General features: G+C 32.9%; 19 protein-coding genes. 5 read left to right on the top strand and 14 right to left on the bottom strand.

What is annotated here, in order from left to right; translation table 11 throughout:
• Positions 1–221 precede the first annotated feature (221 nt).
• The 7 genes from QVO42_RS05470 to thrC form a co-directional block, all read right to left on the bottom strand.
• A complete protein-coding gene (locus tag QVO42_RS05470; RefSeq protein ID WP_022425148.1) occupies positions 222–1,670 on the bottom strand; it encodes a glycoside hydrolase family 1 protein in 1,449 nt (482 codons plus the stop codon).
• 13 nt (positions 1,671–1,683) lie between these two features.
• Entirely contained in the window at positions 1,684–2,559 is an 876-nt protein-coding gene (locus QVO42_RS05475) for an alpha/beta hydrolase family protein (protein WP_022425149.1), read from the bottom strand.
• Positions 2,556–3,776 (bottom strand): hypothetical protein, encoded by a 1,221-nt coding sequence (locus QVO42_RS05480; protein ID WP_022425150.1) that lies wholly within the window; start codon positions 3,774–3,776, stop codon positions 2,556–2,558. Before QVO42_RS05480 ends, QVO42_RS05475 begins: the two co-directional genes overlap by 4 nt.
• Positions 3,777–3,787: 11 nt before the next feature.
• A complete protein-coding gene (locus QVO42_RS05485; RefSeq protein WP_022425151.1) occupies positions 3,788–4,039 on the bottom strand; it encodes a hypothetical protein in 252 nt (83 codons plus the stop codon).
• 403 nt (positions 4,040–4,442) lie between these two features.
• The gene (locus tag QVO42_RS05490) at positions 4,443–5,201 is read right to left on the bottom strand and encodes a histidinol-phosphatase (RefSeq protein ID WP_022425152.1); all 759 of its coding nucleotides are present in this window, start codon (positions 5,199–5,201) and stop codon (positions 4,443–4,445) included.
• 39 nt (positions 5,202–5,240) lie between these two features.
• Positions 5,241–6,134: a homoserine kinase gene (thrB, locus tag QVO42_RS05495; protein ID WP_022425153.1), complete on the bottom strand. Its 894-nt coding sequence runs from the start codon at positions 6,132–6,134 to the stop codon at positions 5,241–5,243.
• A gap of 2 nt (positions 6,135–6,136) precedes the next feature.
• Positions 6,137–7,621, bottom strand: coding sequence for a threonine synthase (gene thrC / locus QVO42_RS05500; RefSeq protein WP_022425154.1), 1,485 nt, complete (start codon positions 7,619–7,621; stop codon positions 6,137–6,139).
• Positions 7,622–7,806: 185 nt separating this feature from the next.
• Here thrC and asnA point away from each other — a divergent pair, with 185 nt between their 5' ends.
• The 4 genes from asnA (at position 7,807) to QVO42_RS05520 (ending at position 17,003) form a co-directional block, all read left to right on the top strand.
• Complete coding sequence (gene asnA, locus QVO42_RS05505) at positions 7,807–8,823, top strand: aspartate--ammonia ligase (RefSeq protein WP_022425155.1); 1,017 nt, start codon at positions 7,807–7,809, stop codon at positions 8,821–8,823.
• A gap of 56 nt (positions 8,824–8,879) precedes the next feature.
• On the top strand, positions 8,880–10,778 hold the full coding sequence (locus QVO42_RS05510; RefSeq protein WP_022425156.1) for an NAD(+) synthase: 1,899 nt from the start codon (positions 8,880–8,882) through the stop codon (positions 10,776–10,778).
• A 134-nt stretch (positions 10,779–10,912) separates the two neighbouring features.
• The gene (locus QVO42_RS05515) at positions 10,913–13,471 is read left to right on the top strand and encodes a PD-(D/E)XK nuclease family protein (RefSeq protein WP_022425157.1); all 2,559 of its coding nucleotides are present in this window, start codon (positions 10,913–10,915) and stop codon (positions 13,469–13,471) included.
• A gap of 1 nt (position 13,472) precedes the next feature.
• Complete coding sequence (locus QVO42_RS05520; protein WP_022425158.1) at positions 13,473–17,003, top strand: UvrD-helicase domain-containing protein; 3,531 nt, start codon at positions 13,473–13,475, stop codon at positions 17,001–17,003.
• Positions 17,004–17,038: 35 nt separating this feature from the next.
• Here QVO42_RS05520 and QVO42_RS05525 read toward each other — a convergent pair whose 3' ends face one another.
• From QVO42_RS05525 to QVO42_RS05550, 6 genes are all read right to left on the bottom strand, one after another.
• Positions 17,039–17,329 carry a hypothetical protein gene (locus QVO42_RS05525; protein ID WP_040389743.1) on the bottom strand — a complete coding sequence of 97 codons (291 nt, stop codon included), beginning with the start codon at positions 17,327–17,329 and terminating at the stop codon, positions 17,039–17,041.
• 32 nt (positions 17,330–17,361) lie between these two features.
• Complete coding sequence (locus tag QVO42_RS05530; RefSeq protein ID WP_022425159.1) at positions 17,362–19,170, bottom strand: sensor histidine kinase; 1,809 nt, start codon at positions 19,168–19,170, stop codon at positions 17,362–17,364.
• Entirely contained in the window at positions 19,157–19,819 is a 663-nt protein-coding gene (locus QVO42_RS05535; protein WP_022425160.1) for a response regulator transcription factor, read from the bottom strand. Before QVO42_RS05535 ends, QVO42_RS05530 begins: the two co-directional genes overlap by 14 nt.
• Positions 19,820–19,873: 54 nt before the next feature.
• Positions 19,874–21,559 carry a phospho-sugar mutase gene (locus QVO42_RS05540; RefSeq protein ID WP_022425161.1) on the bottom strand — a complete coding sequence of 562 codons (1,686 nt, stop codon included), beginning with the start codon at positions 21,557–21,559 and terminating at the stop codon, positions 19,874–19,876.
• 199 nt (positions 21,560–21,758) lie between these two features.
• Positions 21,759–22,244, bottom strand: a complete 486-nt coding sequence (ybaK, locus tag QVO42_RS05545; protein ID WP_006505212.1) for a Cys-tRNA(Pro) deacylase — start codon at positions 22,242–22,244, stop codon at positions 21,759–21,761.
• A 30-nt stretch (positions 22,245–22,274) separates the two neighbouring features.
• Complete coding sequence (locus QVO42_RS05550; protein WP_022425162.1) at positions 22,275–22,937, bottom strand: hypothetical protein; 663 nt, start codon at positions 22,935–22,937, stop codon at positions 22,275–22,277.
• 96 nt (positions 22,938–23,033) lie between these two features.
• Between QVO42_RS05550 and QVO42_RS05555 the strand changes: the two genes are divergently transcribed.
• A complete protein-coding gene (locus tag QVO42_RS05555) occupies positions 23,034–24,011 on the top strand; it encodes a D-cysteine desulfhydrase family protein (protein ID WP_022425163.1) in 978 nt (325 codons plus the stop codon).
• Here the strand turns inward: QVO42_RS05555 and QVO42_RS05560 are convergent.
• The coding region (locus QVO42_RS05560; RefSeq protein ID WP_288163901.1) for an ABC transporter permease at positions 24,008–25,126 on the bottom strand (1,119 nt) is incomplete at its 5' end. The two genes, QVO42_RS05555 and QVO42_RS05560, sit on opposite strands and share 4 nt — an antisense overlap.

Raw genomic sequence — 25,126 nt, forward strand, 5'->3', positions numbered from 1 at the left:
CCGGACTGCCTGTCTATAATACCCAATATTCCAACACTTGTAAAGTATTTTTTTGAATTATTTTCTATTTTTTATCTCATAATGTCTATTTTTATTGATATAGCCAATGTTTTTTTATTTTTATTATTTTTTATCCTCTTTTATATATGTCTCTTATAAGCTCTCTATGCCTTATTTAAACACATAAAAGACTGATTCAATATGAATCAGCCTTCTATGAATTATAATTCCTCACCATTAGTTTCAATAACTTTCTTATACCAATAATATGAATCCTTTGGAATTCTCTTTAGAGTACCAGAGTTTTCATCTTCATCACGATCTACATAGACAAAACCGTATCGTTTCTGATAACCATTTAACCAGCTTAATAAGTCAGTATATGACCATGTGCAATATGCAAGAATACGGCATCCATCATCACATGCTTTCTTTAATTCTTCAATATGGTTACGTAAATATTCAATACGATATGAATCATGGATCTTTCCATCTTCTAGTTTATCAAATGCGCCAAGACCATTTTCTGAAATAACGATTGGTAAATCATAACGTGAAGTAATCTTACGGCACGCAAAACGAAGTCCCATAGGATCAATAGTCCAGTCCCAGTCAGTTGTAGGAAGATTCTTATTCGCAGGTACCTTATACATGCCAGGTACACCTTCCATTTCTGCTGTGCCCTTCTTACCTGTATTGTTTTCTCCGCCAAGAGAATCAATACCATCTAGTGGGTTGTATTCAATACTACATGTCTTATAGTAGTTAACACCCATGAAGTCCACTTTAGATGCAGCTTCTTTTAGAATTTCAGCATCGCCTTCTTCAAAGTGTGGGGCAACACCTAATGATTCTAAATATTTCATTGCGGATCTTGGATAACGTCCATAAGCATAAACATCCATCCAGTAGTATGACTTTAAGTCTTCATAATCAACACATGCCATCTGATCTTCTGGTTTATCAGATACTGCATAAGCTGGACCATAGGCGAATGATGAACCGACTAATGCATCAGGATAAAGTTCTTTTAAAGCAAGCACTGATTTTGCATGAGCCATGAATGCATGATGATTCACCTGATAGTAAGTCTTCATATCCTTAAATTTTCCTGGTGGATGTTTAGCAAGCATCCAGCCATGTCCAGTAAAGACATTCTGTTCATTTAAGATAATCCAATGTTTGACACGATCACCATAACGTTTAAATAATGTAGTTGCATAATTCACAAAATCATCAACAATACGACGATCTTCCCAGCCATGATATTGATCTTCTAATGCCTGTGGTAAATCCCAATGATATACAGTCACCATTGGTACAATATTATACTTTAAGCATTCATTGATTAAGTCATCATAGAACTGTAAACCTTTTTCATTCACCTGTCCATTACCATCTGGATAGATTCTTGACCAGGCAATTGAGAAACGATAAGTCTTTAACCCCATCTCCCCCATTAGTCTGACATCTTCTTTATACATGTGATAATGGTCAACTGCCTTATCACCTGTAGTAGCTTTGAATGTCTTACCTGGGATTCTTACAAACTTATCCCATACTGAAGGCTTTTTGCCGTCTTCAGCCCAGGCACCTTCTACCTGATAAGCAGCTGAAGCACTTCCCCATAAGAAATCCTTTGGGAACCCTTTTGATTCTTTAAAATACATTTTAATCCTCCTATCATCCATTTCTATTTAAAAACTCTGTAAGAAGATCCTTATAAGGATGCTTTTCATCAAGAGCATAAAATGGCTTATCTTTTAATGGCATTAATTCTTTAATACATAATGCATTATTGTATAAATCAAATACATCATTAAAATCTACCTTATTGTTGTTTTTGTTTTGGATAAATAATGTCGGAATAGTATTCCTTCTTATATATCTCATGACATCTAGATCATCTAGAGGTACATCCAATTCTTTTCTTAATACAATAGAAAGTAAAGGACGTGTAATAGATTCTGGATATCCATCATTCTTCATTAAATATGCAAAGTAATCACGCACATTCTTAAATGTACTTTCTACAATTAAACTTGTTGCATTCTTTAATAAACCTGCACTGCCTGCACAAAGCAAGGCTGTCGCACCTGTTTCTTTACCATAGAAGAAGACCGGATGATCTTCGCCATACTTTTGAATAATGAAACGATTCCAATAGTTAATATCCATAACATCTTGGAAACCAACACCTCTTGTTACACCATCAGATGATCCATTACCATAACAATCAATCATCAAGATATTAGTATGAGGGCAAATTGATTGAAAATAGATTGCTTCATTTTCTAGAGAAGATGCATCTTTAGTAAAACCATGAACCATGATTAATGTATTGTCTGCATGATCCACTTCAAGTAGATGACCAGTTAAAATCGCATCATTCATATTCTTAATACGTACTGTCTGAGGCTTTAAAGTCTCAAATAAGGTACGTTTAATATGTGTACGATATAAGCGTTCATCTACAAACTGACTTGTTTTCTGATATAACCCTGCACCTGCAAGGACAGCAGTTCCAAAGACTGCTGTGACTATATTTCTCTTTTTCATTTATACCAATCTCCAAAATTATCTAATAATAATCTATTGATATTTAATACCTGTTCAAATGAGCTGAGCTTATACTTATCATTATTCATTCTACCTGCAAAGAATCGAATAGCGGCAACAAGTTCATTACGAACTGATGTACGCATTTCTGTTGGGAATGAACTAATTGGGAAGCAAGTGAATATAAATGTATTGTAATCACTGCTGAATAAATCGAGCAATACATCATAACCTTCATTTTTTAATAACGTATTACCTAATGCAAGATCTAAGTCATGATTTGCATAAACAAGAATAGAATCCACAATTGTTCTAAACACCTGTTTGATTACTTCTCTAAAAGGTTCCTTCCTATTTAAATAAGAATAGAATAAATAAGAATAAACAAGATTACACTGATTTAAATTATTAGCTTCCTTATCATATAAAATAAAGTGCTTTTTCAAATTGTCTGATAAAGCCTTTAAAACAACCTCATTATAATTAAATAATGAACCAAGATTGCTCATAATACAAAATGCGAATAAAGTATGCTGACATAGTAGATGCATAAGATGGAACAAATAGCTTGCTGCATGCTTATAGAATACATCTAGATGGTCAATAATTTCCTGAATCAATTCTCTTACATAATATAAATGATATTGATATTCCGTATCACGATATTTAGAATTTGGCCCATCCCAGTCATATTCATAAAGTATGTTACGTAATAATAAGATCAATGAAGAAATATAAACATCATATTTTTGTGTCTTGATTAAATCGTGCATAACTGGAAGATAGATTTCATAGAAAGAATCGATTGTCTTTTTATTAATCCCCTGATGATACTTCATGTACTCCAATATCTCAATATAATCAATCGGTGCCATGTTTGTATCAATGAGATGATGTTCCTTCACTATCTTTGGAATCAAAGAATAATGAAGGATATGTGTAAACTTCTCTTTATAAAAAATATGTACCAGTGCATCTTTAATAATAAACTGCTTTTCCTGATCATTTAAATTTTCTGAGAATTCTGCTTCAACCTTATCACCATATGATAATTCAACATAAATATCGATATTTCTGAAGTTTTCATCAAGCATATAATAATGAAACTTCATCGCAGTATCACTAATATGATAGCTACATCTATAACGATATTTACCTAGATAATGACTTTTATGTTCATCCAGGTACTGTTGGATAACGTCTTCTATTTTACCCATACAATTCCTCCTTAAAAATCATTTTCATGAGCCATCTTAAAACGTGCAATTGATCCACTCTTAATAAAACGTTCCGCAAAGAAACGAATGTTATCTAAATGAAAGTCTCCTCCCATTGTAAGAGAAGTATCCATGATTTCTTTTGTAAGAGCATAAAGAGCTTCTTCACTTAATCCATAATCATCTGGATTAATGATTTCTCTCACCGCTTCTACACATTCTTCAAGATGTGCTGTTTTATCTATATCTGTAATATGTTCCATTTTTATCACCACCTTTATTATACAGCCTTTAATCAATACTAGGCACTTTATATTGTAAAGGTTTTTTTAAATAAATGAAATAATATCATTCTTTTTAATATCTAATACATACTTTCTAATTTAAAAATATCACTACCGTATATTATATTACTACATTTTCTGCATACATTTAAATTAAAATAAGCATGAATATATCAATGCTTTTTAAATTTAATGTCACAATAACTGTCAAACTAATTCAGTTACTGACATATAGTGCCTGATATGAGCAATCTTAATCAAGCGAGATACATTACTACATTTTCTACATACATTTAAATCAAAATAAGCATGAATATTCCATGACTTTTTCAATTTACACTCAACGGAACTGTCAAAAGAAAAAAAGGCTTTCTCAAGCCTCCTATCTCAACATCTTAATATCTTCAGTAATTTCTAAGCCACTTTCCTTTAAGTAAGCATAAGCACGATTGTATGTTTTAGTATCTTTTAATGCACTTGGTTCATGCGCATCTGTTCCGATAATAATACGATTATGATGCTTTTTACATAAATCAATAAATGTCTGACTTGGATAATGACGCATAGCCTTATATCCTAATAAGTTAAATTCTAAAGGCATATCTATTTCAGCCGCATGAATACAGATTTTCTCTAACTCATCAATATGTTCTTGATTCTTTTCATCATAGAAAACAACATCAGGATGCGCTACATATGAGAACAAGCCTGTATCCATAGCCTTGATCACCTGTGATACATATCTCTTTAATTCTTCTAAAGATACTGGATAACCATAATAAATACCTGTTTCATCACTGCCATCAAAATGATTTCCTAAAATAATATAATCAAGCTTATACTTTTCAAGCTGATCCTTAAGCCATTCCATCTTATCTTCAAAGTATTCACATTCCAAACCAATCTTGATAGAAATCTTGTCTTTATACTTATCTCTTAGTACTGATAATGTATGGACATAGTCTTCAAGTTGTGATTCATCCATACGCATTGTGGCATGATATCCTGATTCATAATGCCATGGTGTATGGTCTGAAAAGCCTAATTCTGTATATCCAGCAGAGATTGCTGCTAAGATATATTCTTCTTCACTTCCAATTGCATGCATACATCTTGTTGTATGTGTATGATAATTCTTCATTTGATCCTCCTGAAAAAAATACCTGACAACAGCCAGGTATTATAAAAAGTCACATGTAAATCCACGTTCATCTAATTCTAACTTTTCTACTTGCCATCCGTCAATTAAGGATCCTAATTCTTCTTTAATACGTACAACACCCATTGTATCATCAGCACGAATTAAAGCCATAATAGTAGGCCCTGCACCTGATAGATAAGCACCTAATACTCTTTCATCCTTCTCTAATGTTTCCATAATAGGGAAGAAATTATCAATTAGGTGTCCACGATAAGGCTGATGGAAACGATCCTTGAAGCCTAGTTTCAAACCTTCATCATATCCATTAATAAGTGATGCAACCATTAATGCAAGATGAGATACATTCTTAATCGCATCTGCACGTTCTAATGTCTGTGGTAATACAGAACGTGCTTTTTCTGTGGATAATGTGAAAGGTGGAATAAGTGCGACATAACGGTATTCCTGTTTAACTGGAATAGACAATGTAGTGACTTTATGTTCTTCCATAACAGATACAGTTAATCCACCAAAGATTGCTGGGGCAACGTTATCTGGATGTCCTTCAATCTTAGTCGCAAGTTCAAGAATGTTCTGACGTTCTTCATAACGATTCTTGAATGCGAAAGCACCGACAATACCAGCCACAATACATGTAGAAGAAGAACCTAATCCTCTTGTATATGGAACATCTCCTTCATTGGTAATACGTAATCCTTTATAATCTAATCCTACATAACGTGCACCTTCTTCAAAGGCACGATAAGTTAAGTTATCTTTGTTCGCAAACTGTTCAGGACATCCTAAGATTTCTAATCCTTCATCTAATAATTCAAAAGTGAATGTATTATATAAAGTCACTGCTAGACCCGCAACGTCAAATCCAGGTCCTAAGTTTGCGCTTGTTGCAGGAACTCTTACCTTTACAAACATAATTAGTACTCCTTGATCTTTTCTGCAATAGTATCTAGAATTGCATCTCTATCAATAACACCCTTATGAAGAATTTCACGATCCTTAATACCTTTTAATGGGTAAGAAATTTCCATACCAGTTAAATCATGTAGTTTCTCAATAGCTGTATAAACATCTACTTCTTCACCAGTTAATGCCTGATACACAGATTCTGGGAACTTATAAGGTGATGCAGTAGAAAGTAAGATTGTCTTAGTTGTATCACCAGTGTTCTTGACATATTCTTCATAAACACCATAACCAACAGCTGTATGTGTATCTAATAGATACTTGTTTTCATTCCAGCAGTCATGAACAACTTTAAGTACATCTTCTTCTCCAAGACATCCTGCCTTGAATTCTTTCTGAACTCTTGCAAGTGTTTCATCATCTACTTTATAAACACCTGTTTCTTTAAGTTCTTCCATATACTTATTCACTTTTTCACTATCACCATTCACCATGAACCATACTAATCTTTCTAGGTTACTAGAAACTAAGATATCCATAGCAGGAGCATTAGTCTTATAGAATTCACGTCTTGCATCATAAGTACCAGTAGTGAAGAAATCAGTTAAGATATTATTCTTATTAGAAGCAACAATGAACTGGTTCACTGGTAATCCCATATTCTTTGCGATCCATCCAGCTAAGCAGTTACCAAAGTTACCTGAAGGCACTGTAAAGTTCACTGCTTCTCCAAGTTTGATTTCATTTCTCTTCACAAGTGTTAAATATGAATAGAAATAATATACAATCTGTGGAATTAAACGTCCAATATTGATTGAGTTAGCTGAAGATAAGAAGATATGATGTTCATCACAAAGTTCTTTTAATTCTTTAGAACCAAAAGCTTTCTTAACTGCAGACTGTGCATCATCAAAGTTACCTCTAATACCGATAATTTCTACATTCTTGCCTGTTGTAGTCACCATCTGCTGCTGCTGAATAGCTGATACACCATCAATTGGATAGAAAACCTTAATACAAGTTCCTTCTACATCTTTAAAGCCTTCTAATGCAGCTTTACCTGTATCACCACTTGTTGCTGCAAGAATCATTACTTCACGTTCTTCACCTTTCTTCTTTAAAGAAAGAGTCATCATTCTAGGAAGCATAGATAATGCCATATCCTTGAATGCAGCTGTAGGACCCTGATAGAGTTCTGCAACATATACATTTCCTGCTTTCTTTACAGGAACCACTTCATCACAGAATAAACCTTCACCATAAGCCTGATTGCAGGCTGTATGTAATGCTTCTTTTGCATCACTTGGCGCAAATGTACCAATAATCTCAGTTGCAAGATCTACATAGTTTAATGGGAGTAAATCTTCTAGGTTTTTCTTCTCAAAATCGAAGTCAGGTACAAGTAATCCACCATCACTTGCGATTCCCTGAAGAATAGATGTATAAAAATCAATAGGTGTCTGATTGCCTCTTGTGCTCTTAAACAATTTTTCCATTGTGCATCTCCTTATCTTGTGTTTTCAACATTGTATTAAATAATCGGAAATAAGTCAATCAAGTTCATCATTTTTTAAATTTCCCTAAATTATTACATATTTTTAAATAATATAAGAAATACCATTTTCTTTCTTTCTTTTTTATTTTTTTCTTATATAATCATACATAAAGGAGTAAAAGACTTATGAGTAAAGTATTTGTACCAGAAAACTATCATTCACAACTCAATCTTATTGAGACTGAAGTTGCGATTAAGATGATTAAAGATTATTTTGAAAGACGTTTATCAGAAGAATTAAGACTCACTAGAGTATCTGCACCACTATTTTTATTAAAAAACACAGGATTAAATGATGATTTAAATGGAACTGAAAGACCAGTTGCTTTCAACAGCTATGAATTAAATAATGATGATGAAATTGAAATCATTCATTCACTTGCAAAGTGGAAGCGTGATGCGCTTTATAGATATGGCTTTGAAGCACATACTGGACTATATACAGATATGAACGCAATTAGAAGAGATGAAACAATTGATAACCTTCATTCTATGTATGTAGACCAGTGGGACTGGGAATTAGTGATCAAACCTGAAGATCGTACTGTTGATTTCTTCAAACAGACTGTTAAGAAGATTTATAAAGCTTTATTAGATTTAGATTTCTTAATGATTCGTCATTATCCAAAATTGGATAAAGGATTATTACCAGAAAAGATTTTCTTTATTACAACACAGGAATTAGAAGATGTTTATCCTGATTTAACACCAAAGGAAAGAGAAAGAGCTATCACTAAGGCTAAAAAAGCTGTATGTTTAATGAAGATTGGGGATACCCTTAAGTCAGGTATTAAACATGATGGACGTGCACCGGACTATGATGACTGGACTCTCAATGGTGATATTCTTGTTTATCATCCTATTCTTGACGATGCATTTGAATTATCTTCTATGGGTGTACGTGTTGATGCGAAAGCTTTAGAAGAACAGTTAAAGAAAGCACATGCTGAAGAACGTACTGAACTTCCTTACCATCAGAATGTTTTAAACAATGTTTATCCATTAAGTATTGGTGGCGGTATTGGTCAGTCACGTTTATGTATGTTCTTCTTAAAGAAAGCCCATATTGGTGAAGTACAGGCTTCATTATGGGATGAAGATACAATGCGTATCTGCGAAGAAAATGATATACATTTATTATAAAGTTCACTCATGTGAACTTTTTTTGATATAATGAGAGGGAAATTGGAGGAATGTTTATGAAAGATGGTTTTATTAGAGTTGCAGCTGGTTCTTTTAAAGTCTCTATCGCAAATGTGAAAAAGAATGCGCAGGAGATTATCCGTTTATCAAAAGAAGCCAACGCAAATCATACACAGGTTCTTGTATTAAATGAGTTATGTTTAACTGGTTATACAATTGAAGATCTTTTCTTTCAGAAAAGAGTATTGAATGAATCAGAAACACAGCTTCAATATATTCTAGATGAAACAAAAGATCTTGATACAGTGATTGTTATTGGAATGCCACTTGTCATCCGTAATGATCTTTACAATTGTGCTCTTGTATTACATAGAGGAGATATTCTAGGTGCTGTACCTAAGACATATATTCCAAATTATCATGAATTCTATGAAGGTAGACATTTCAAGAGCGGTCGTGATTTAGATGAGTATATTACTTTATGTGATCAGGAAATTCATGTGACAACTGAACAGATTTTTGAAGATGTGAATCATCCTTGGTTAAAGATTGGGGTAGAAATATGTGAAGATGTATGGGCACCTCATACACCAAGTACTGATGCATGTTTAAACGGGGCAACACTTATTGTGAACCCTTCCGCATCTAATAACTTAACAGGTAAGAGTGATTATAGACGTAGTTTAATTAGTGCAACAAGCGCAAGACTTATATGTGGCTATGTTTATAGTAATACAGGTGTAGGTGAATCAACAACAGATGTGGTATTCTCTAATCATCATCTTATTTATGAAAATGGTACATTACTTAAAGAATCTACTCAGTATTCTACAGGTTTAATCTATGCAGATATGGATTTAGAAAAGATTCACACAGAACGTATTGAAATGACCACTTATGATAGTGAAGATTATTTTGATACCGTACCATTTGCATTAGATAATGAAGAATTAGATTTAGATCGTTATTATGATCCTCATCCATTTGTCCCTAGTGATAAAGAAAAACGTGCTGCACGTTGTGAAGAAGTATTTAATATTCAGACTCATGGCTTAATGCAGAGATTTGAAGCAGCTCATATTAAGAAAGTCGTTGTTGGTATGTCTGGAGGACTTGATTCTACTCTCGCATTACTTGTAATGCATAAGGCTTATAAGATGCTAGGTCGTCCTGTATCAGATATTATTGCGGTCACTATGCCTTGTTTTGGGACAACTGATCGTACTTTAAATAATGCCTTAACACTTATGAAAGAACTAGAAGTCACTTCTATGACAGTCAATATCAAAGATGCCGTTAACCAGCATTTTAAAGATATTAATCATAACCCTGAAGTCCATGATGTCACTTATGAAAACTGTCAGGCTCGTGAAAGAACACAGGTACTTATGGATATTGCGAATCAGGCAGGTGGTATTGTCGTAGGTACAGGAGACTTATCAGAAGTTGCACTTGGATGGTCTACTTATAATGGTGACCATATGAGTATGTATGGTGTCAACGTTTCTGTTCCTAAGACACTTGTAAGATATCTTGTTGATTATGTATCTACTTTATATAAAGGTGAAGTATTAGAAGCTACATTGCAGGATATTCTTCATACACCAGTTTCACCTGAATTACTTCCTGCAAAAGATGGTGAAATTACTCAGAAGACAGAAGATATTGTAGGACCTTATGAATTACATGACTTCTTCCTTTATCATCATGCAAGATTCCATTATGAACCACAGAAATTATTACGTATTGCGATTCATACATATGGTGATAAATATGATGAAGCAACAATTAAGAAATGGCTCACTCTATTCTATAGACGTTTCTTTACTCAGCAGTTCAAGCGTAGCTGTATCCCAGATGGACCTAAAGTTGGTTCAGTGGCTTTATCTCCTCGTGGAGATTTACGTATGCCTAGTGATGCAGATGTATCTATGTGGCTTGATGAGTTACGTTAACCTGAAGCTTTCCACTTATGTGGAAGGCTTTTTTTCTTAACTCCATTATATAGGTGTTATAGAGACTGAACTTAATGCATGATTTTAGATGCAATGATATAATAGTACCAAAGTACGAAAGAAGGAGAATAGTTATGCAGATTATTAAAGGGATGCACCTCAATAAAAAACTCAATGAATTGGCAGAACACTTACAGGGTCCTGCTTATATCATTACAGAGAATACAGAATATGTAGAAGATCTATTCTTGAATAAGTATTCCTGTTTATTTGATATAGAAGTTCTAACACTTAAACAATATATAGATAAGATTTTGATTTCACATAAACAGTTTGCCCGTCATATTTATTCACAGGCAGATCTTGTTTTTATAATGCGTCATATTCTTTCTTGTCATACATTTAATACAATACAGTTTAGTTCTAATTCTTATGAGATGATTCTTGAATTGATTTCTACACTTAAAAAGATCCATAGAAATAATATAACTCTCGATCAGTTTTTCGAAGATACTTTATTAAGTAAAAAATGTGAAGATTTATATACAATTAATTCTCTTATTCCAGGGGGATACTGGACAATTGAAGAAATGGTAGAAGATTTAATAGATGATTCTTTAAAGACACCTCTATATATTATGAGTGATGATTATCCTCATATTGCATCCAAAGAGTTGTTTAAGAAGATAGACAATTATGTTCCAGTCACATTATTAGAGATGACAGATGCAAATGAAGTATTAAATGAGTATGAAGAGTCTATTATTCATCACTTATTTGATAATGTGGATGTGCACAATGTAGCTGAAGGACGTGTTATTACAGGTGGTCATCCTATGCAGGAATGTATGAAGATTGCCTGTGATATTAAATCACGTATTGTGAATGAACAGCTGCAATATGAAGATTTTATGATCATTACAAATCAGGCAAGCTATTCAGATTATTTGACTATATGTTTTGATGAACTCAACATTCCTGCCACATTATCACAAAATGAAACATGTCATTATAATAGTGATTATCGTAAAATGTCTCGATCATTATCAGAGTGTAAAGGACATACTTTTAAAGAAATTATTCAGTTCCTTCAAAAACAGGATATCAGTGCCTCTATGATTAAAACTCTTGATGCCTATAAATGTGATGATGAAATTAGTCCAGAAGAGTTTGATTTATTCCTTCAATGTATTATCCCAGGTAATAGAGTTACAAATAAGACAGGTGTTATCGTGACTTCACTTGAAAAGGGACTCACTGCAACACAAAAACATATTTACTTAACAGGAATCAATGAAACATTCTTACCTTTAGAAATCAGTGATAAAGGATTCTTAATGGAGGAAGATTATAAACAATTTAATCCTCATCCTCTATTATTAGATGAACAGTTACAGGCACATTATAAGCGTATTATACAAGTTCTTTTAAATCCTTATTTATCTTATACATTCTCTTATAGCAAGAAGAATATGGCTGCCAATGAGTTAATTCCTTCTATTCTTATGTCACGTTTAAGTGATCTCTTTGAATTAGAATATATCAATCCTCCATTGAATCTCATCAAGAATAACCTATATTTAAATCAATCACGTATAGATGAAGATCCTATTAATCGATTGATTGATCATTATAAGATGACAAGTAACCAGCCTGAATTTATTAAAGATACAGATAAGTTAGGTAGAGGTGTAAGTATTTCTCGTTTAGAGACATATAATAAGTGTCCTTTCTCTTATTACATTAAATATGGATTAAAGATTACAGAAAAGAGAGAAGATACTTTACAATCAAGTGAACTCGGCTCTTTATGTCATTATTTAATGGAGAAATGTTTGGATGATGAATCTCTTGTAGATCAAGAAGCAAAACATTATATAGAAGAGAATCTGAAAGAGAAATATGATGGTCATCCAATGAACCAATACTTTATTAATAATCTGATTGAAGATATGAAGATAACAATCAAGATTATTCAGAAACAGTTAAAAATGGGTGACTATGTTCCTATCGCAAAAGAAAAAGAAATTTCTGGTGAAATTGGTGGTGTTCCTTTCTCAGGTATTATTGATAGAGTGGATGAATTTGAGAATATGGTACGTATTGTGGATTATAAATCAAGTAAGAAAGAGGTTGATTTCAATCTCGCAATACAGGGATTTAATATTCAGATGCTTGTTTATCTAGATATGTTATGCAAACAGGAAAACAAGGACCGTGCAGGTATGTTGTACTTTAATATGAAGAGACGTATGCTTGCACGTGATGATGATTCATGGGGAACTAGTATTCAAAGGGAAATATTAAAGGAATATCGTATGGAAGGCTATATGGTGGATGACGGGTCAACTAAGTCTGTAAAAGCACTTGGTATTTCCCCAGACCTTGTGACTCCTATTAGAGTCAAGAAGTCTGGAGAATACTATAATGACGCAAAAGTGGTTTCACCTGATGAATTAGATCAAATAATGGAATATGTGGAAAAGCATATTTCTGAACTCTATGAAAAGATTCATGAAGGATTGATTCCTATCCACCCTACTTTAATGGAGGGTGCACAGCCAGCGAATGACTTTAAAGTATATCCATGTAATTACTGTCCTTATAAATCAGTATGTTTATTTGATGTATTTGAGAACGAAAATAGAATAATTGCGAAAGATATGTATAAGAAACTAAAAGGAGATGATTAGAATGCCTAAATACAATAAAGAACAGCAAGCTGCAATTGATTTAAGAGGAAAGACTATTCTTGTCAGTGCTCCTGCCGGCTCAGGAAAGACAAGAATTCTTGTAGCCCGTTTAATTAGTTTAATTGTGAATGATCATTATTCAATGGATCAATTTCTAGTATTAACTTTCACTAAAGCAGCAGGAAATGAGATGAAACAAAGATTGAATGTGTCTCTACATGAAGAAGCTTTTGCTAATCATGATGAAGAAACATTGAAACATATTCAAGAACAGATTCAATTACTGCCTCATGCATATATAACTACATTTGATAGTTTCTGTAAGACACTATTAGAGAAGTATGGCTATTTAATTGGTGTGATGCCAGGATTTAAGGTGAACCCTTCACCTGATTTAATCAAAGACCAAGTACTAGATCAGTGTTTAGAGAAATGGGTAGAAGATCCTCGTTTCCAGGATTATGCCTCTCGCCATAATACAAAAAATGACTTTGATGAATTAAAACAAACTTTAATAGACTTCCAGAATATCACCAATTCTTTTGTGGATTTCCATCAGTTCCTTGATCAAGTTCATGAGAAGTATTATAACCCTAAGTTTTTTGGAGAAAAACCGATTCTAAATGGCATGGCAAAATTGTATCAAGACTGCTGTATTAAAAGTTTAAGTGCCTATAATATTCTCTATCGTTTCTGTGAGAAACATGATATTACTTATTTCTTTGAAACAGATGAAAATGCGAAACATCCTGCACCTGCCACTGCATTATATGATTATTATTCTGATCTCTATAATGCCCTCAATAAGCCCTTTTCTTTTGAGGTTTTGAATGGACAAGTATCACATAAAATAGAAATGTCATCTATCAAGTGGAGTGAACTCGGTGTAGATGATTCAGTTAAGAAACAATATACAAAACTGAAGGCTGATGTCACTGAACCACTCAAAAAATTACAAAAGTATTTCTCTTTTACAGATAAATTCCATGAGTATCTTACTTATTCTTATGTGGATATTTATTATTTGCTAGGTAAAAATGGGCTGTTAGATCAATTCAATCAGGCTTATAAAGAAGCGAAAAAAGCCAGAAATGAATTAGACTTCCATGACCTAGAAGAATATGCAACTAGACTTTTACAAGAAGATCAACCTGTAGTAGAAAGATTAAATCATACATTAAAAGAAATCATGGTAGATGAATATCAGGATACCAATCAGATACAGGAAAACCTTGTTTTAAAGATTGCGAATTATGATAAAGAGATTCCAATGTTTATGGTTGGTGATATGAAACAGTCTATTTATCGTTTTAGACAGGCTGATCCTTCTATCTTCCAGCATAAGTTTGATACATTCACTAAACTAGAAGAGATGACAGAGAATGATACAAATATTCGTATTGATTTGAAGTTTAACTATCGTTCTGAAAAGGTTGTTTTGGACAGTGTCAATTATATCTTTGACTGTATTATGGATACTGCCGTAGGTGGATTAGAGTATATCCATGGAGATAATGCGATTTTAAGATATGATTATGAAGCGAAAGGTACAACACTTTCAGAATTAAAAAAGAATCATGATTTTGATACAGATGTACTTATTTCTCTTTATAATAATCAGGAAGAATATACAAAGTCTGAAGTGGAAGCACATATGGTTGCTCAGAAAATTATTCAGATGAGGCAGGTTACAGATTATAAGTATCATGATTTTGCGGTACTGATGCGCGCTACAACTGAATTTATTACTTATAAGAAGGTGTTTGAACGTTATCATATTCCAGTCAATATTACTTTATCCACTGGTTTATTTGAGTCCAATGAAGTCATCAGCATGATGACATTATTAAAGGCTTTGGTTAATCCATATGATGATATTGCGATGTTGTCTGTATTACATAATAACTTCTTATTTTCTCATTTTACTGAGAATGAATTATTAGAAATCAGAGATGCAGATGATCCTCTCTATATCAACCTGACTCATCATACAAACAATAAAGTACTTCATTTCCTAGAAGTATTTGATGATTTAAGAAATACGGCCATGACATCTTCTCCTTATGAAACATTAAAAAAATGTTTAAAAGAAACAGGATACCAGGCTTTTGTATCCCAATTAATGAATGGTGAACAACGTAGCGCAAACTTAGATATTCTATTAGAAACATTCCGTACAAATGAAGAATATCCTTATTTAAAGGATTACTTAGAACTATTAGATTCTTCTTCTAACCAGGCACCTGGTTTTATTGCGAGTGATGAAAATGATGCAGTAGAATTCATGACTATTCATAAATCTAAAGGGCTACAGTTTCCAGTTGTCTTCGTGAGTGCGATGCAAAAGAAGTTTAATAATTCTGATGAAAAAGCCGACATTATCATATCTCAGCATGATGGTGTAGCAGGAAGTGTTGCACGAAAAGAAAAGTCTCCTTTTGGAAAAATTCTATGTAAATATGAACATCCTTATTTAAAGATGTTGAAGCTGCTGATTCGTCAGGAAACAGTGAATGAAGAGATGCGTATTCTTTATGTTGCCTTAACACGTGCAGAAAAGAAACTGATCTTAACTGGTACTATTAAAGATGAAGAAGAGATTATTTCTCTTGCGCGCAAGGTCCAGGCCAATGATACAGATCCTACCTTAACAAAAGGCCATGGTGTTGTATATAACCTCGCCATGCGTTCTACAAATAACTATTTAAGCTGGGTAATCATGGCTTTATTAAGACATAAGGATTTCCAGAAGGATATAAGACAAGTTATTCCCGAAATTAGTCCTTATCTTTCTTTAGATCGTTCTTCTTTTGAAGAACTAGAAAATGATGATACCTACTTAGCACGTTTCCATTGTGTAATACAAGATAGCAGTGAAACAATAAATAAGATTCCTGCTTATGCGAAAACAAAGATAGAGAACCAATATCGTGCCTATAAGAAGTATTATGATTTTGAATATCCATATCCTGTTGAACCACGTAGCATTGCGGTCACAAGTATGGAAGAAATGAAGAGTGATGAAACTCACTTTGATTTTAGTAATGAAGAAACACACTATCTAGCAACAGATAGAGGAACACTCGTACATAACTTGTTGAGCTACTTTAATTTCAAAGATGATGATCCTCAGGAATTGATTGAATCACTTTATACGAATCAGATGTTTGATGAAGAAGGATTGAGTGTACTAAAGAACTATCTTCCTCATATCAATGATTTTATCAATAGTGATACATATCAATTGATTAAAGATGCAGATCAAATTTACCAGGAAAAACAATTTAGATACAAAGATGAGAATGGTCTCATCATCAATGGTATATTTGACTTAGTCTTTATAAAAGACAATAAGGTTTATGTATTAGACTATAAGACAGATAGAGTATCAAAAGATAATAGTGATGAAACACTTAAAGGTCTTCATCATACACAGTTGTCTTATTACTCTAAAGTACTTAAAGAAGTATTCCACACAGATGTGCAGGCTATTATCTACTATCTTCACATCAATAAAGCTATTTACTTATAGAAAAAGACTGATATCACTTATGTGATATCAGCCTTTTATTTTTCTACAGTATTGTTTTCTTCATCTCTAAATAATTCTTTTTGACAATGGGGACACACTGTTAAACTACCTGCATCTTTTGTGGGAAGATAGTTATGACAATAAGGGCATCTCCAATAAACGAGACCAAGAATAAAATAAATAACTAAACAAATAATAATCGCGATTGTCAGAATAATCGCAATTGAGGCGTAACCTATGAAATAACAGACTAATGCTGCAATCGCAAGGAGACTAGCTAGATAACTTTGTTTAGACATAAAAAACTGTACTCTTTTTAGTTTCATAAGATCACCCATTCCCTACTTGCCTTATTATATCAATATTCAAAGTAGAATAGAACACCTTTTTCTGTATTTTCTACTCCAAAATGATATCCATGTCTCTCTAATATCGCTTTTACGATAGGAAGACCGAGTCCTGTTCCACCTTGATCCTTTGAAATATAGGCTTCCCAGATAGATTCCATCTCTTCCTGAGAGAGATGGTGTCCTTCATTTTCTATCTCAAAGCGATGCTTCATAATACGATATGTGATTGTACCTTGTTCTTCGGTATGTTTAATCGCATTAGATGTGAGGTTGTTAATAACTCTTTCTATCTGAATAGGATCACAATCTAAATCAACAACTTCATATTCCTTTACTACATGAAGTTGTTTCTTTTCTAATTCATATTCAAAATCATCTATAACTTCTTCTACTAATTCAGATAATGAAACATAATAGTTATTGAGTTCAATCTTACCTGATTCTAAACGTGAAAGTTCCAACATTGTGAGTACAATACTATTAATACGCTCTATCTGTTCATTGATGATAGAAATATATTTTTCTCTTGATTCTTGCGTTGTGGCATCTTCTAATAATTCAGAATAACCGGCAATAATACCAAGAGGTGTTTTGATCTCATGTGTGAAGTTCGCAATAAACTGTTTTCTTGTATGTTCAAGTCTTTGAACATGTTCTAATTGTTCTGTAAGCTGATTGATTGTATTCTCTAAGTTCGTACTCATGATATTAATATTGTTTTCTAACTGCCCTATTTCATCATGACGTGTAATTAAGAACTTCTCACTGAAATCATTTTTCGCAATTTCACTTGTAACTTCTGATACATGTCTTAATGGTTTAGTAATCATATGTGAGATCACAATAGAAATCACAACATTTAACCAGAGCACAATAATATAAATATACCAGGAATGTTCAAAATAGTTCACAGCCGCATTTTTAGTTAATTTTGGTATAAAGCTTGCAGATACAAAATAACCTTTTACACCACTTGTATTTGATACAGAAGAGATTTCTTGATTAAGTTCTGAAAGCGCAATAGTCATTGTACCATCACCTACATTAATACTCTTAGAATGCACATAATCAGACCCTCTTGCATATTCAATACTATCAATCTTCTTGATTTGTTTCTCTAATGCCTTCTTTAACTTCTTATAATCTGTAAACTCTCTTCCACCACTTGAACCATTTCTTTCATAAAAACATCTTTCTGACATATACCAGGATACTTTATATTTCTTCAATGATTTATGTGAGTTATTAAGTAACACCTTACCATTAATCGCAAGATAAGCAGGATGAATACCCGTTGTATCCATTGATGTATAGTATTCAACTTCTTGTTCGCCATCATTAATATAATATTGTTTCTTTTTAGACTGTGCACCACCTATAACTACTTCATAATTCTCATCCGGATGGGCAATCATATATTCATTGATTTTCTTTACTAAATTATTTTCAGATATATCTACCATGATTTCTTGACTCTTATTTTCATCAAGAATCCATAATTGAGATACATGTAAAGAAGCACTACTCACAAATGACTTAATATTATTATCACTATCAACAATCGCAGACATGCCTTCATTGGTTAGGTAGTAATTCTTTAAATATTTGGTCATATTCTTATTATCTAATGAATATTCTGTTTGATAAATACTCTGCAAACCCGAAGTGAGTGAAGCATCGTAAGTTGAACTAATAAGACGCTCTTTGTATTCTGTAATACCTTGTAAGGACATAAGTCCTAGAATAATAATAAATACAAACAACATTAAGAAGAAAGTACGCTGTACAAGTCCAAAAGACCATTTAGTCTTCTTCATCCGTATATGTATAACCTGCCTTCATAATAGTCTGAATACGATGTGAATGTACACCTAACTTTTTTCTTAGTTTCTTAATATAAGTATCTACAGCACGTCCATCACCATAATAATCATAACCCCAGACTTTATTTAAAATCTGAGAACGAGTAAATAACTGATTCTTATTATTTAAAAACAACTCCATCAACAAATATTCTTTATTAGGAAGTGCTACCGCTTCACCATCTACATACATAAGATGCTTACTTTCATCTAGCCAGATTGTTCCTTTATCTTCTTTTTCTGTCTTCTTGCTTCTATTTAAAATAGCCTGACATTTCGCATATAAAACAGAAGGTTTAAAAGGTTTAGTAATATAATCATCTGCACCTACATGATAACCATCTAGCATATTATCAGTTTCAGATAACGCACTGATAAAAATAATAGGCATATCATATTTTTCACGGATCTTCTTACATGTTTCATACCCATCCATTCCTGGCATCATAATATCAAGTAAAACCATATCAATATCCTGATTCACTTTTTCTAAAGCATCATAACCATCTACAGCTTCAATGACTTCATAATCTCTTGTTGCGAAATATTCTTTAATAATATCTCTAATCAGTACTTCATCTTCTACAACTAATAATTTATACATTTTACACCTCCAAATAATAAAGGACTCTATCGAAGATAGAGCCCCCCATATGAGTTATTCACCAATTAATTCCATCATTGCCTTATGGAATACTTCTGTCTTATCAGCAGCATCCTTAGCATCTTTACCCTTAATTGAGAAATAGAATTTACATTTAGGTTCTGTACCAGAAGGTCTAGCAGCAATCCAAGAACCATCTTCTAGATAATACTTTAATACATTTGACTTAGGTAAGTCAATTGTAGTGCCATCAGAACGTTCACTTGTTGCATAATCTTCACTTAATACAACCTTTACGCCACCAATTTCAGTAGGCTTATCCTGTCTTAAAGTATCCATCATTTCTTTAATACGTGCAGCACCTGCAGCACCAGCTTTTGCTAAGGCAATCTGTGATTCCTTGAATGTACCATACTTAGCATATAATTCATTCAATACATCAATAAGATCCTTACCCTGCTTCTTATAGTAGTTTCCACATTCAGCAGCAAGTAATACAGCCTGTACAGCATCTTTATCTCTTACGAAGTCTTCTACAACACAGCCATAGCTTTCTTCATAACCGAAGATGAACTGTTTTTCATGAGTCTTTTCATACTTTCTGATCTTATCACCAATGAACTTGAATCCAGTTAATGTCTTTTCAACATCAACACCATAGTTTCTCGCAACTAATTCACCAAGATCACTTGTAACAATAGTATTATACATAACTGCATTATCAGGTAATGTACCCTTCTCTTTTCTCTGAGATAAGATATATTCAAGATATACAGCAGCACTCTGGTTACCACTCATTAATACATATTCACCATTGTGCTTTGCGACAACGCCAAGTCTATCACCATCTGGGTCTGTAATAGCGACTACATCAGCATCTACTTCTTTCGCAAGCTTAATAGCTAATTCATAAGAAGCGTCTACTTCTGGGTTTGGAGACTTAGTATTTGTATAATCTGGATCAGGTGCACACTGTGCAAGTACTGGCACAATATCATAACCTAATCTCTTTAAGCATGTTCTTACAGGGATGTTATCTGCACCATGCTGTGGTGAATAAACAATCTTGAAATCAGACTTATCTAGTCCAGGATTGATTTCAATACCCATTACAGCTTTATAATAAGCTTCATCTACTTCTTCTCCTACCCATGTAATGAATGGATAAGCTTCTTCATCACTGATCTGTTCGATTTCTAATTCGTCATCAATTTCATTTACATAATCAACAACGATATCACCCCATTCAGGGATTAACTGACAACCAGTATCATCATATACTTTATAACCGTTATATTCCTTAGGGTTATGAGAAGCAGTAATCATGATACCACCTGCACATTTTAAATAACGTACTGCAAAAGATAATTCTGGAGTAGGTCTTAAAGATTCCATGATATAAGACTTAATACCAAACTTTGCGAGAATCTTTGCAGATTCAATCGCAAAACGATATGACATATGTCTGTTATCATAACTGATTGCCACTCCACGTTCTTTACCTTCTGGTAAATTAGCTACATATTTCGCAAATCCCATATTTGCTTTACGAACTGTATAAATGTTCATACGGTTTGTACCAGCACCTAAAATACCACGCATACCTGCTGTACCGAATTCAAGATTCTTATAGAAAGCATCTTCCTTCTGTTCTTCTGTCATTCCGGCAAGTTCTGCCTTTAATGAAGCGTCCATGCCTTCATAATTTAACCATTGCTCATATTTCTTATTAATATCCATTTTTAAGCGTCACCTCTTGGTTCTATTATACCATTTTCGAAAACCTATAGAAACAAAAAGCGCTACAGTTCTATTATTTTCTCATAACTTTTACTTACATTTTAGATATTTATTTATATTTAATAGTAATATTTACGAATATCAATAAGTTTTTATTGAGAACTCCTAAGTAAACACTTACAGATATACAAAAAAGGGATTAGTGATTTCTCACTACATCCCCTATTTTTGCATCACAATAAGTTGTAATATCCTTAGATGAAACAATCATCTGATAGCCTCTTTTACCTGCTGAGAGAGCGATAGGACGGTCTTTTTCTATGCTGGCATCAAAATATGTTGGGAACTTCTTTTTCATGCCAACAGGAGAACAACCTCCACGCATATAACCTGTAAGACCTAGTAAATCCTTCATATGAAGCATTTCTACCTTCTTATGTCCAGATAGTTTAGCGAGCTTCTTTAAGTCTATTTCCTCTAATACAGGAATGCAGCATACTAAATAATCATGGTCTTCATGTAATACAAGTGTCTTATAGATATCACCTGCATCCATATCTACTTGTGATGCTACATGTTCACCACTTAAATGTTCTTCATCATATTCATATGTTTTGATCTCATAAGGAATCTTATCACGATCTAACATTCTTAACGCATTTGTTTTAATTTTACTCTTTTTCATATATATCACCTTGGATGATATTATAGCACTTTATCGTGGCCAATGTTCATTTTCTACAAAATAAGTAGCTTCCATATCCGCTGTAGATAAGGCGAAAGCTTCAGGGAAACGACTAAATACATTACCTACAGTTCTGGCATCATCACCATAACTAAAGCCCATATGATAGGCAATAGCGGCTGTTTCTATATCTGTAAGCTTTAGATAACGATTCATAATATAAACACTCTTAGAACCATGTCCTACAGGGAATGCATCTTCTATTGTATAGAAAGGCACCTGTTCCCATTGTCCTTGTGCATTCTTCTTATTACGCATTTCTGTCTTATAAATATCAACCTTGCATAAATCATGAAATAAAGCACATAATGCTATACTTTCTTCACTCATAGATAAATGATAACCTGGTTCACAACGCTTCTTTACATAGCTTCTAAAGCAGAAATAGACATGGAGACTATGGTCACATAAACCACCCTCATAATCTCCATGATAACGTGTACTTGCAGGTGCACTATAGAAATCAGTACCTTCTAGCCATGAAAGAAGATCATAAATTCCTTCTCTTTGTATATACTTATGACAAATATCATTAAATAAAGTTTTTACTTCAATAGAAGATAAATCATCCTTTTCAGGATACATATCTTTTGCGAGTCTTAATAAAATACCATCTTTACCAATTGTTTTCATGTTTACATCTCCTCGTCTCTATTATACCAAACTTTTTTGTAAGAAAAGTGTGTATTTGTTTTATATTTCTACTATACTATTTTTAGAGGTGATTACATGAACAAACTACATTTGGCCCAGCTGCCTACTCCTATTGAAAAAATAGACTATCTCTCCAACAAATATAAACCAAATATTTTTGTGAAAAGAGATGACTTAACAGATAGTGTGGCATCTGGTAATAAGATTAGAAAACTAGAATACAGTGTTGCAGAAGCTTTATCTTTAGGGTGTGATACACTGATCACTAATGGTGGATTCCAATCCAACCATTGTCGATCTACTGCCGCAGTAGCCGCAAAACTAGGATTGAAGTGTATTCTTATACTAAGAAAAGAACCTGGTGAAAATATTGAAACAGCCAACTTCCTTTTAGATCATATGCTTGGTGCTGATATAAGAGTAAAGGAACATGATGATTTCCAAGCACATAAAGATGAGATGATGCAGGAAGTCTACCAGGAAGTATTAGATAAAGGTGATAAACCTTATATTATTCCTATGGGTGCTAGTAATGGAATCGGTACTTTAGGCTATATTGATGCTTTTGATGAAATACTAGAATATGAGAAAAAGACCGGTATTGTGTTCGATACTATTATTGATGCAGTAGGTTCTGGAGGAACTTATACTGGTTTATATTTAGGTAATGAATTAAGACAAGCTCATAAAGATATTGTAGGTATTAATGTATGTGATGATGCTGATTTCTTTATTAAAGAAATTAATAGTATTATTGATGATACATTACCTCATCTTGATGTAAAAGATGTAGAGAGAAGTCATATTCATATTATTGATGGATATGTAGGAAGAGGCTATTCTTTAAGTCGCAAAGAAGAATTAGAAGCTATTTCTGACTTATCTAGACACAGTGGTATTATTCTAGATCCTGTATATACAGGCAAAGCGTATTATGGACTAATCCATGAATTAGAAAAAGGTACATTTGATCATGCAAAGAATATACTATTTATGCATACAGGTGGTATATATGGTCTATTCTCTAAATCAAAAGAAATAATCTCAGCCTAGGCTGAGATCTTTTTCTTATAAGCGATAATAACCGTTTCTAAATACATAATAGATGTAATACCAATAGACTCTATTAATATTCTAGGTGTATAGGTTGTTTTGATCTTTCTTGTTTCTTTTTGTGACATATTCACATCATGCTGAGATAAATAAGTATTAATTGTATATTTAGAAAGAGATGAACTTGTGAAACATGAAATAGTAAATGAAATCATAAAGATAATAAGTATCTTACTAAGATTATGTGTTTTAAATAGTTTATGACATATAAGTATTAAAAAGAGAGAACTAATAATTAATATAATCAAAGGAATCATCTTTAACTTATCACATATATTTTCAAAGATAGAGACACATGCATTATATTGTGCATCATTGGATGTAAGCTGGAGATGCTTCCAATCCAATGGTTTTCTTTGTGCTTTCTTTATAAAGCCTTCTGTATTGCTTTTTTTATTTAAATAATAAGTAACAGAAGAAACAGTTTGTTCAGCATGACTTAATGACTGCGCTTTTGATAAAGAGATAAAGATAGTATTATAAGGCTTTAAATGACTTAATAGTCCTACTTTATTCTTATAGATTCCTACAACAGAAAATGATACATCTCCTTTTTCTGTGTTTAATTGAATATCGTCTCCTAAACTTAGATTATTATTTTTCGCAAGTGCATAAGAAATCACTACATTGGATGTATTCTCATCATTCTTGTTTAAAAGTCTTCCTTCTTTAAGTTTATATTCTTTTGAATTAAAATCCTGGATCAGCGTCATAGAGGAATAACCTGCAAGAAGAAATGTATCTTCGTGTAATTCTGTCAAACAAATACGAGGAAAAGAAAGACGTGTATTGACTGATTTAAGTGTATGTGAAGATGCATTGACTAGTTGTTCATAGTTATAAGTTTTAACATCTTTAATAGTAGTTAACTGTTTGGCATCTCTGATGCTTATTCCATTATCAGATGATAGTGTTACTTCATACTTTAATTGTTTCTTATACTTATTAATAACCTGTGATGATCCCTGCTTAATGAACAAGCACATCATAATAAGATTCATTGTGATACATACAATGATAAATAACGACAAATAATGTAGACCCTCTTTCCCTTT

Origin of the sequence: Catenibacterium sp. CAG:290, from assembly GCF_000437715.1 — a bacterium.
GTDB lineage: Bacteria > Bacillota_I > Bacilli_A > Erysipelotrichales > Coprobacillaceae > Catenibacterium > Catenibacterium mitsuoka_A.

What these genes read in the sequence shown, in the direction of transcription:
- QVO42_RS05475 (WP_022425149.1), bottom strand. Translation starts at nt 2,559, where the DNA reads ATGAAAAAGAGAAATATAGTCACAGCAGTCTTTGGAACTGCTGTCCTT.
- QVO42_RS05530 (WP_022425159.1), bottom strand. Translation starts at nt 19,170, where the DNA reads ATGAAGAAGACTAAATGGTCTTTTGGACTTGTACAGCGTACTTTCTTC.
- QVO42_RS05555 (WP_022425163.1), top strand. Translation starts at nt 23,034, where the DNA reads ATGAACAAACTACATTTGGCCCAGCTGCCTACTCCTATTGAAAAAATA.
- QVO42_RS05485 (WP_022425151.1), bottom strand. Translation starts at nt 4,039, where the DNA reads ATGGAACATATTACAGATATAGATAAAACAGCACATCTTGAAGAATGT.
- QVO42_RS05515 (WP_022425157.1), top strand. Translation starts at nt 10,913, where the DNA reads ATGCAGATTATTAAAGGGATGCACCTCAATAAAAAACTCAATGAATTG.
- thrC (WP_022425154.1), bottom strand. Translation starts at nt 7,621, where the DNA reads ATGGAAAAATTGTTTAAGAGCACAAGAGGCAATCAGACACCTATTGAT.
- QVO42_RS05480 (WP_022425150.1), bottom strand. Translation starts at nt 3,776, where the DNA reads ATGGGTAAAATAGAAGACGTTATCCAACAGTACCTGGATGAACATAAA.
- QVO42_RS05520 (WP_022425158.1), top strand. Translation starts at nt 13,473, where the DNA reads ATGCCTAAATACAATAAAGAACAGCAAGCTGCAATTGATTTAAGAGGA.
- QVO42_RS05540 (WP_022425161.1), bottom strand. Translation starts at nt 21,559, where the DNA reads ATGGATATTAATAAGAAATATGAGCAATGGTTAAATTATGAAGGCATG.
- QVO42_RS05510 (WP_022425156.1), top strand. Translation starts at nt 8,880, where the DNA reads ATGAAAGATGGTTTTATTAGAGTTGCAGCTGGTTCTTTTAAAGTCTCT.
- asnA (WP_022425155.1), top strand. Translation starts at nt 7,807, where the DNA reads ATGAGTAAAGTATTTGTACCAGAAAACTATCATTCACAACTCAATCTT.
- QVO42_RS05525 (WP_040389743.1), bottom strand. Translation starts at nt 17,329, where the DNA reads ATGAAACTAAAAAGAGTACAGTTTTTTATGTCTAAACAAAGTTATCTA.
- QVO42_RS05490 (WP_022425152.1), bottom strand. Translation starts at nt 5,201, where the DNA reads ATGAAGAATTATCATACACATACAACAAGATGTATGCATGCAATTGGA.
- QVO42_RS05550 (WP_022425162.1), bottom strand. Translation starts at nt 22,937, where the DNA reads ATGAAAACAATTGGTAAAGATGGTATTTTATTAAGACTCGCAAAAGAT.
- QVO42_RS05470 (WP_022425148.1), bottom strand. Translation starts at nt 1,670, where the DNA reads ATGTATTTTAAAGAATCAAAAGGGTTCCCAAAGGATTTCTTATGGGGA.
- thrB (WP_022425153.1), bottom strand. Translation starts at nt 6,134, where the DNA reads ATGTTTGTAAAGGTAAGAGTTCCTGCAACAAGCGCAAACTTAGGACCT.
- ybaK (WP_006505212.1), bottom strand. Translation starts at nt 22,244, where the DNA reads ATGAAAAAGAGTAAAATTAAAACAAATGCGTTAAGAATGTTAGATCGT.
- QVO42_RS05535 (WP_022425160.1), bottom strand. Translation starts at nt 19,819, where the DNA reads ATGTATAAATTATTAGTTGTAGAAGATGAAGTACTGATTAGAGATATT.